This is a genomic window from Pseudomonas sp. MD195_PC81_125 (assembly GCF_014060985.1).
Lineage (GTDB): Bacteria > Pseudomonadota > Gammaproteobacteria > Pseudomonadales > Pseudomonadaceae > Aquipseudomonas > Aquipseudomonas parakoreensis.
In genome coordinates, this window is record NZ_JABULD010000834.1 from 1 (window position 1) to 500 (window position 500).

Genomic DNA, 500 nt, shown 5'->3' on the forward strand with positions numbered 1-500 from the left:
GATTCCAACCCGAGCATCGCGTTCTGCGCCTCCTTGTTCACCCGCAATAACTCATCAAGCTTCAGATGCAGGATGTCGGTATCACGGTTCTGCGTGTTCTGGATCAGGAACACCATCAGAAAGGTGATGATCGTGGTCGAGGTGTTGATGATCAGTTGCCAGGTGTCATTGAAATCAAAAATCGGCCCGCTCAACCCCCACAGAAAAATCAGGATCAACGCGCCCATGAACGTTTTCGGGCTGCCGGCCCAAAGGGCCAGGGTCTGGGAGATTTTGGCGAATTTCATTGCGATGTTCCTTATTGTGAGAGCATGAAATTCAGACACCCGGGATGCGATGAAAATTCTACTTACAATTGAAACCTGCCAATCATTGCGAGCAACCAGACACTCTTGGCAATAGGCCTCCCTGGAACTGTCCGCAGCACTGCCTGTATGGTGACGAACCGCTGGAATGTCACGACAGGAGAACGCAATGAGTTGGTCCGCCAGACAATACGT

The 500-nt window shown here is 51.2% G+C and carries 1 protein-coding gene; it reads right to left on the minus strand.

Annotation, left to right across the window (positions count from 1 at the left end):
- Positions 1-287: low affinity iron permease family protein (locus HT737_RS29585; RefSeq protein ID WP_182404596.1), on the minus strand; the 287-nt coding region annotated here is incomplete at its 3' end.
- Positions 288-500 lie beyond the last annotated feature (213 nt).